Source organism: Microseira sp. BLCC-F43, from assembly GCF_041929235.1.
Classification (GTDB): Bacteria; Cyanobacteriota; Cyanobacteriia; order Cyanobacteriales; family Aerosakkonemataceae; genus Microseira.
Genome location: NZ_JBHFNP010000034.1, coordinates 1 through 7,039, shown reverse-complemented (window position 1 = coordinate 7,039; position 7,039 = coordinate 1). Strand labels below are relative to the sequence as shown.

General features: G+C 47.4%; 8 protein-coding genes. 1 reads left to right on the top strand and 7 read right to left on the bottom strand.

Features of this window, described 5'->3' with window-relative positions; genetic code table 11:
* Nucleotides 1-182: 182 nt before the first annotated feature.
* The 6 genes from ACE1CM_RS05640 to ACE1CM_RS05615 form a co-directional block, all read right to left on the bottom strand.
* Complete coding sequence (locus ACE1CM_RS05640) at nt 183-2,732, bottom strand: WD40 repeat domain-containing protein (RefSeq protein WP_374876427.1); 2,550 nt, start codon at nt 2,730-2,732, stop codon at nt 183-185.
* A gap of 37 nt (nt 2,733-2,769) precedes the next feature.
* Entirely contained in the window at nt 2,770-3,099 is a 330-nt protein-coding gene (locus ACE1CM_RS05635; protein ID WP_374876426.1) for a hypothetical protein, read from the bottom strand.
* 402 nt (nt 3,100-3,501) lie between these two features.
* Nucleotides 3,502-3,951, bottom strand: a complete 450-nt coding sequence (locus ACE1CM_RS05630) for a transposase (protein WP_374876425.1) — start codon at nt 3,949-3,951, stop codon at nt 3,502-3,504.
* A gap of 192 nt (nt 3,952-4,143) precedes the next feature.
* Nucleotides 4,144-4,410 (bottom strand): HNH endonuclease, encoded by a 267-nt coding sequence (locus ACE1CM_RS05625; RefSeq protein ID WP_374876424.1) that lies wholly within the window; start codon nt 4,408-4,410, stop codon nt 4,144-4,146.
* Between the two features lie 289 nt (nt 4,411-4,699).
* Complete coding sequence (locus tag ACE1CM_RS05620) at nt 4,700-5,290, bottom strand: reverse transcriptase domain-containing protein (RefSeq protein ID WP_374876428.1); 591 nt, start codon at nt 5,288-5,290, stop codon at nt 4,700-4,702.
* A gap of 22 nt (nt 5,291-5,312) precedes the next feature.
* On the bottom strand, nt 5,313-5,945 hold the full coding sequence (locus ACE1CM_RS05615) for a reverse transcriptase N-terminal domain-containing protein (RefSeq protein ID WP_374876423.1): 633 nt from the start codon (nt 5,943-5,945) through the stop codon (nt 5,313-5,315).
* A 37-nt stretch (nt 5,946-5,982) separates the two neighbouring features.
* On the opposite strand from ACE1CM_RS05615, the gene ACE1CM_RS05610 reads away from it, so the two are divergent.
* Complete coding sequence (locus tag ACE1CM_RS05610; protein WP_374876422.1) at nt 5,983-6,171, top strand: hypothetical protein; 189 nt, start codon at nt 5,983-5,985, stop codon at nt 6,169-6,171.
* Between the two features lie 512 nt (nt 6,172-6,683).
* On the opposite strand, the gene ACE1CM_RS05605 is transcribed toward ACE1CM_RS05610, so the two are convergent.
* Entirely contained in the window at nt 6,684-6,926 is a 243-nt protein-coding gene (locus ACE1CM_RS05605; RefSeq protein ID WP_374876421.1) for a hypothetical protein, read from the bottom strand.
* Nucleotides 6,927-7,039: the final 113 nt, after the last annotated feature.

Sequence of the window (7,039 nt, the reverse complement as noted above, 5' to 3'; positions counted from 1 at the left end):
GAGATTTTGTTGGTTGACCGATAATATTTAGGATGCCGTGCCCCTACTGTATGGGCAAGGCGTCGGAGATTTTGTTGGTTGACCGATAATATTTAGGATGCCGTGCCCCTACTGTATGGGCAAGGCGTCGGAGATTTTGTTGGTTGACCGATAATATTTAGGATGCCGTGCCCCTACTGTATTTAATTTCCAATACCGTCGCACAAATTTCTGTCGCTTTCTTCCAAGTCCCCATTCGTGCGTAAATAATCGCGCACCCAATCGCAACCGTAGGCGATAACGCGGTCAAGGGATTTAACCTGTGGCACGTTCCACAAGATCGCCTTACTGTCCTCACTAGCAGAGGCGAGTGTCTTGCCATCGGGACTAAAAGCCACTTCCCAAATGCCCCCTGTATGTGCCTTCAGGGTTGTCAGCAAGACAGGCAGCTTGCCTTGCGCTAGTTTCCAGAGTTTAATTACCCCATCGGCGCTGCTGGAAGCCAGCAGTTGCCCGTCTGGACTGAAAGCCACGGACATGACTCCATCGCTATGACCTGCAAGCGTTGTCAGCAGAGTTCCGTCAGGTCGCCCAAGTTTCACGGTTGTGTCATCGCTGGCGCTTGCTAGCATTTGACCATCAGGACTAAACACCACCGACCTAATTATCGCTTCATGGCCTTTTAAGGTTCTCAGTAACTCACCGTTCTTTGTCCAGAGTTTGACTGTGCCGTCTCCACTAGAGGAAGCCATAACCTGACCGTCGGGGCTGAAACTGACAACCCAGACTCCGCCTTGATGTCCCCGCAAGCGTGCCAGGAGAACAGGGGTTTTCCCCTCTAGGTTCCACAGTCCCACAGTGCCATCGGCACTCCCGGAGGCAAGCAGCTTGCCATCAGGACTAAACTTGACTCTTCTGACTGCACCTTCATGTCCTTTGAGGGTTGCCAGCAATTCTCCCTCTGGTGTCCAAAGTTTGATTGTTGCATCTCCACTGGCGGTAGCTAAGCGCTTACCAATCTCCTGCAAAGACGCTTCGCGAACGGGGCTGAAAGCGACTCCCATGACACCACCATCATGCTTCTGGGTGCGTAGGGATAGCGACTTGCCCCCATCGCCAACTTGCCAGAGTTTAACGGTTCTATCGGCGCCACAGGAAGCGAGCATTTTGCTGTCAGGACTAAACGCGAGTCCAAAAACCACGGCTTTATGACCATTGAGGGATTTGAGTAAGGAGTTATTTGGGTTGAAGAGTTTCACCCTGTTGTCCAAACCAAGGGTGGCAAGGGTTTTGCCATCAGGACTGAACTTTACACTCATAACCATCGCCCTGTGTCCGGCAAAAGTGCGTAGTAGTTGTACCTTGTTCCAAGTTGTGCCATCTCGCTGCCAAAGCTTGAGAGTCTTATCATCCGATACTGAGGCAAATTGCGTACCGTCGGGACTGAAGGCGACTGCCAAAACCATGCTGCTATGTCCGGTGAGGGTTGTCAGCAGGAGTGGGACATTTCCAGAGAATTGCCAAAGTTTAATTGTGCCATCGAAAGAAGCAGTGGCAATCGTATCCCCTTGAGGGCTGACGGCAACACCAATCGCCGCCATTTCATGAGCCTTAACAGCAGCCAGCCGTTGACCATCAACCCGCCAAATATTCAGCATACCCTTTCGACTACCGACAACGATTTTCTGACTATCTGGAGTAAACGCAACTGCCGCATTTATAGCTGTATCTGCGCTTAACGTTTTCAGCAGGATGCCGTTATAGCCCCACAGCCGCACCGTTCCATCTTCACTGGTAGAAGCGATGAATTCACCATTGGGGCTAATCGCAACGCCTCCCACGGCGGCTTGATGACCCTTTAAAGTGTGGAGTAAGGTACCGTCAGGACTCCACACTTTTACGGTGCGATCGCTACTACCAGAAACGATGGTTTGACCGTCCTGGCTGATGGCTAGCGTTCCCACTGGAGCCTTATGCCCTTTGAGAATTTTCAGCAGCCTACCGTCTTTTGCCCACAGGTTGACGGTATTCTCCTTGCCCGCCGCCACAATCATCTCACCATCAGGGCTAATGGCAAGCCCACTGAATCCAGCAGCGGGTTTTGAAAAGCGATTGTATTCATCCGCTCCCAAAATTGCTTGCTGGAGGGCGAATTCCACCTTGCTTTTAGTTTCCGGGTCTACTTGACTGAATGACAGTAGTTTTTTTCTGGCTCGCAGTGCTTCTATCAAAGCATCTAAGCGACTATTGGAGGCAAATAGACCCAGGGAAGAAGATACCAGCGCCCGAATTTCGTTGACCCTGGCTCGCCCTTCGCTTGCTAGTGCTTTGCGATACTGCGAGTAAGCACTGATTCCTAATCCAGTTGCGATCGCTAATGCCGAGGAAAGAGCAACGATGAATAACTTTTGCCGTTTGGCAGCTTGTTTTTCAAGAGCGAGTCTGCGCTCAACTTCCTTGAGGCGTTGCGCTTCTAGCTCGAGTTGGGTTTCTTGGCGAGCGCTTTCTTCGCTATAAGCTAAAAACTGATAGTCCAAATCGCTCAAACTCTTGCCTTGCGCCCATTTTTGAGCATCTTTTAAGGCTTGTCCGCGCAACAGTCGCGAAAAATCTGTTTGTCTCGAAGCAATCCAAGCATCAAAAGTTTGAGAATAGGGGCGCAGGGAACTTAATTGTTTTTCTACCCATTCGAGGTTGAACACTTCTTGATAAATTCGGTTTCTTACCTTCAGAAACCCCTGTTGCTTTTCCACTAACCCGGAGAGGATTAGTTCGGTTTGCTCTCTGCTGTCATCGGTAGCGATCCCCCCCTGCCCCCCTTGCTAAGGGGGGTTCCCAGATCCCCCCTGCCCCCCTTGCTAAGGGGGGTTCCCAGATCCCCCCTGCCCCCCTTGCTAAGGGGGGTTCCCAGATCCCCCCTGCCCCCCTTGCTAAGGGGGGTTGCTCTTGTCCCCCCCCTTGCCAAGGGGGGGCTAGGGGGGGATCGGATTGCAGAATTTGCTGATAAATCCCCAGCAATCTGCCTGCGCGCTGTGAGTTGCGGAGGATGCGATCGCGTATCGTCCTCAAATGCTCTGGTTCATCCTGAGATTCCCACTTACGGATGATATAATTACGCACCACCGACTCGACCCAAAATGCCTCGTTACCGGGGGGAATAGATACATTATTCTTGTGTGAACTACCTACACTTCCCTACGGGTAAGTGTAGGCTTCTGGCACATTCTTAATGTTTCGGTGAACTTGCGAGAGCGGTACTATCAGTAAATGATTTAGATATCTTCCCGCTACGCCGATTTATAGTCAGGAACAGTCCCAGCCCGACTCTTTTAATGTTGACCGCAGAATTAATATCTCGGTCAACATTAATTTTTTCTACCTCATCCCAATACTCTCTGATATCGCAATCAATGAAAAATTTTTCATCTCGATAACAAAGATATTGCGATGTGTAACTTGGATTAACTGCAATTACCCTAGCCCCAGATGAGAGCGGCTATGTGTTATAGGGTGGTAAAGAAATTACCATTCATCGGCATCCAACCAAGATTTGTTTAATCCATATTTAGCGGATTGACCATTAGGTAAATATTTTACTTCCTCATCTTTATTAGCCCTAGTTATCTTGGTAATCGCTCTTAAATTCAGCTCTTCATGAACAAAAACTTTTTTGCCAGTTCGCACCAAAGCGTGAGCAGTTTTATAAGCATGGTCAGCCCTGTATCTGGCTATTTTCTGATGTTGCCTAGCTTCTTTTTTGGCAAGCTTCCGTCGCCTAGCGCTACCTTTTTTCTGTTTGGCTTTACCTTGAGAGATTTTCGCTAATTTGTTCTGAGATTTGCGAAAAGATTTAAGCGACGGCAACTTTTCACCATCGGAGGTAGCTAAATAATCATCTTCATGTAGCACCGCATCCATTCCTAGCGTGTTATCCCAAGTTGGGATAATTTCATCAGGGGTGAATGATGGCACTGAAGGGTCTTCCAAGGCAAATGTTAGGGTCGAGGGGAGTATTACTACTCCACCCCTCCCATCCGAAACCGTGCAAGCGACTTTCACCGCACACGGCTACTCAATGTGTTTCCTTTTGTCACTACAGGACTTCTTGGCTGCCTGTGTCTTAATAGTTGGAATGTCGTTAATCCACTCCCATTCATATTTACTTTATTCTTGAGCAAGTTTATTGAAGAAATTTGAGTGTTCTTTCTGACGGATTTCTATTAAGTCTTGGGCAGTCTTTTCATCGTGGCAGTGCCGATGTAATAGTTGTAGGTTTTTATATTCATCCTTGCCGCCTATTGCTCTAGGGATTTTATGGTCTACTTCCATCACATCCCATTCAAGGAAGTGTAGTCCGCACGCCAGACATTTACCCTTTTGTTGTTTGAGTAACGCGCGCCTTTTGACTAGGCATTTGAGGGTGTGTCCCAAGTCTTGAACTCGAGTAAACTAAGTCGCCGTCAAATGGACTTTTATCGCCTTTAACTTTCACATAGTCGGTGCTACTGCTACTGTATTCCTTATGCAAAAGTAACCGTAGGGGGTTCGCGTCCCCTGACCTGGTTGCGAATACCCAGTTGTTTCCCTTTATGGATGTCCAGTATTTGATCTGTCCATCATTGATGTTTCCACAACGGCAAAATGCCCATCTAGGAAGTTTCAGGTATGTTAGGTGGTCTTGTTTGGCTAATTCTCCAACTGTTTGAGCATCAGAGTTTGCCTAGTAGGAAGTCCATCCCCTTATCACAGGGTAATGGTCTTTAATTAAAGCCGCTTGTGGCGACGACCTGTTTTTTTTGATGATTCTTCCGACCTGTTCCTGGTGTTCCTTACTTGCCTTCTTAGATGGGGTGATGAGTGTATTAAAACCCAATATCTTAGCTTGAGCATTTTTATTGCTCCGGTATATACCAGCGGGGTATTGTCGGATGTAATGACCCAAAAAGTCAAATCCAGCGAACCCATCCTCACTTAACTCAGGGTTGAGCGTGTGAGTTAGCCGAGTCTTTTCGGGTTTTAATTGCAGCCCTATGCCAATTAACCATTCCGTGATTATTTCCCGGCATCTTTGGACAACGGATTTATCCTCGTGGAGGACAACAAAATCGTCGGCATACCGAATTAGATTAGGTGTTTTAAACTCAGTTCCCTTTTTGTGAAACCAAGTCTCCCTCATGGTATGAGACATTGAGGGAAATTCCTTTCTAACTCGTTCTTCCAATCCGTGTCGGGCAATGTTAGCCAATAGTGGAGAGATGACCCCACCCTGCGGCGTACCAAGAGATGTAGCAGTAAAAGCCCCAGTGTCTATGACTCCAGACTTTAACCAAGCTTTAACTTGTTGCCTGACGCAAGCCTTTTGCTTTCAACTTTTGGAGCAATGTTTCATGGTTGATGCGGTCAAAACATTTGGATATATCTGCATCTAGTACAAATTTTGCCTTGTTTTGGATGCACAATTTTATCTGTTTTATCGCATCATGGCATGACCTTCCGGGTCTAAAACCATAAGAGTTTGGCTCAAAGACCGCTTCCCATTCTGGTTCAAGGGCAGCTTTCACTACCGCCTGTAAGGCGAGGTCGTAGATTGTGGGTATTCCTAATGGTCGCTTTTCATTTCTTCCGGGTTTTGGAATCCATACTCTACGAGTAGGACGGGATTTTCCGGTTAATTTGAGTTGCTTTGCTAGCTCAAATCGTGCTGCTGGGGATAGAGATTTTACCCCGTCCACTCCTGCCGTTTTCTTGCCAGCGTTGTCTTGTGTTACCCTACGTACCGATAAAACCTTGTTATACCAAGACCTCAACAAGGTTTTTTGGAGTTTACGAACTCGCTTGACATCGCCGCGCCGTGAAGCAGCATAGATTCGCTTTTGTAACTTAAAGACATATCTCTCGACAGTGCGCCAATTAATAGTCTTCCATCCCTCTGTATTCGTTTGTGAATCAGATTTAGGTAGATTCATCACTACTTGTGACTCTAGCTTTTACACATGGCGGTTGTTGTCTGCTTATCCTGGCTGTTATGCCATCCCTTTTCAGGCATTACCCGTGATTCGGGTTAGGCGTTTGCTTCCAGAACCATCCCACCTATCGATTGCTTATGGTCTGACTACCTACCCAGCTAATCGACCTTGGCTGGGAGCGTTGGAAGGTTACTTCGTTCCTACTATCCTAGGATTGAGTCTTTAGGGCTTGTCTCTCCACCGGGGTTGTAAGAGGTGCGCTATTGCGGCGATCAAATCCTCTTAGTCTTTATTTAACTGCTTTTTCCGACCCAAGAGGTAGGTTTCCTACAAGCTTATTTCCCTTGGCGGTCTGGTTACGGTGGTTCGGATGACACTTCACTTGTTTTACCCATAAACTCTTGCTTGCAGTAGGTGCTTTCAGCTATTACCACCTGTTGCTGCTTTCACCCTCGCTTTACAGGTTTGATAGCCAGTCTTTTCTCTAGGTGGCTACCAAGTTGATTGGTAGTTTGTCTGTTTTTAATCCCGCACCAGGACAATAGGACTTAGTGTTTTCTGGATTAGGTTATGATGTCGGTGTATCCCTTCATTTTTCCCTTTCTCCCCTAGCTGTCTTTGTCGTTACTCGGCTAGGTTTCTTCACCTATATGGATAGTAAGTTGTCATCAGTAGAGGATTAAAGTGCGAACTCTACCCTGTCGGGTTACTCTACCAATGCCAGTCATCCCCCTAAAATTAGGTTTCGACTGAACGAATCGCACTGACAAACCAACCATCTGCCTTTTTGGTTAACAAAACATTCTTTAAGACAAAACCATCAGGCAATAGTCGATGCAGTCTAATCTTTACCCAGCCTTTGAGTTTTGAGACAGAAATATAAAGCCAATCCTTCTCCACGCTAATGGTGACTGCCTGACCTTCTATCTTGAGAGTGCGATATCTAGCGGCATTTTTGTCGGGTAAGAGAGGATACGTCACCGTACCTCTCTCCCCTCAGAACCGGACGTGACAGTTCCCCATCATCCGGCTCAAGCTCCCTTGTACACAGGTTGCTTCCCACTATGCAGGTGTCTGTGGCATTCTTTGTGGAC

What these genes read in the sequence shown, in the direction of transcription:
- ACE1CM_RS05615 (WP_374876423.1), bottom strand. Translation starts at nt 5,945, where the DNA reads ATGAATCTACCTAAATCTGATTCACAAACGAATACAGAGGGATGGAAG.